This window comes from Serratia sp. 506_PEND, assembly GCF_001076875.1.
Classification (GTDB): domain Bacteria; phylum Pseudomonadota; class Gammaproteobacteria; order Enterobacterales; family Enterobacteriaceae; genus Serratia; species Serratia marcescens.
In genome coordinates this window covers 1-1,356 of sequence record NZ_JVEL01000351.1, presented here as the reverse complement: position 1 = coordinate 1,356, position 1,356 = coordinate 1, and the positions used below count along the sequence as shown (strand labels likewise).

The following is a 1,356-nucleotide window of genomic DNA, read 5'->3' as shown; positions in this document are numbered from 1 at the left end:
TGCAATGGTACGCAGACTACATTGACAATCTTGCCACCGGCGCAGAAAAGAAAACGGCATAACCCGGACGCCTAGCTTTCAAGACTGGGCGTCTTCTCTCTTGTATCAAATCCCCAAATTATTCACTTCTAAAATTTAATACCTCTGATCCATTTTAACTAAACGTCTGCTTTATGCTTTTTGATAAAAGCATAAACAACATTACTCCTGCCAGTAAAACCCTACAAACATCGCTAAATCTTGTATGGCAATTCGCATTTTACTCACCCCATACAGGAAACTCACCAGATGAAAAAATTTCTCACGCTTGCCTTACTGGCAGCACTGCCTTTTCTCGTTGAGCGCCTGCTGGTGCTGATTCATCTCATCGTGCTCTCAGTTCTGGCTCAATAGCCGACCTTCACGTGTCCGGCAACCCCGGACGGCTCAATCCCAATACATATTTGACTCAACTCAGGTGCAATATGCGCATTTACATCGACGACGGTTCGACTCACATCAAAATGCTGTGGGAGCAACACGGCAAGACAGTTACCCACATCAGCCCCAACAGCTTCAAACGAGGCTGGTCAGCCACGTTTGGCAACGGGAAGCCGTTTAACTACACGGCGGGCAAAGAGAAATATTCATTCGACCTGATTTCCCCCGATGCCCTCACCACCAGCAATATCGAATGGCAGTACAGCCCGCTCAACGCGGTCGCTGTGCAGCATGCCTTACTGACCAGTGGTCTTGCGCCGCAGAGCGTGGATATCGTGGTCACGCTGCCGCTGGCGGAGTTCTACGACGAAGATGCCCAGTACCGGCTTGATAACATTGAGCGCAAGAAGCAGAACCTGCTGCAACCGGTGGTACGGGATAACGGCCACGTATTTACTATCACCCGCGTTACCGTGCGCCCGGAATCTATTCCCGCCGGGATTACGCTGTGCGATCAACTATCGGCTTCCAACTCAGTGCTGATCATTGACCTTGGTGGAACGACTCTGGATATCTCACAGGTGGCAGGCCAGATGTCTTCAGTATCGCGTATTTATGGCGATCCGGCTCTCGGCGTATCACTGGTGACCGACGAGGTGCAGCAGGCGTTACGTAAAGCCGATATGGCATTATCCCGCTACAACGTGGATCGGTTGATTATCAAACGGTTCGACGATACGTACCTGGCTAACAATATCAACGATCCGAGGGCTGTTGATAGCATAAAGCAGGCAATTCACAGTGGTATCTCGCGTTATCGCGCACGGGTGTTGGAAGCGATTGATCGCTTCAAAGGTTATACCCACGTAGCGGTGGTTGGCGGTGGAGCCAGCCTGCTAGCTGATGCCATTCGTACTCACGTTAACCTGCGCGAAG

1 protein-coding gene is annotated in these 1,356 nt (G+C 50.8%); it reads left to right on the top strand.

Annotated features, from left to right (window positions below; all coding sequences use genetic code 11):
• Positions 1–464: 464 nt before the first annotated feature.
• Positions 465–1,356: plasmid segregation protein ParM domain-containing protein (parM, locus tag ADK28_RS11400; protein ID WP_048795698.1), on the top strand; the 892-nt coding region annotated here is incomplete at its 3' end.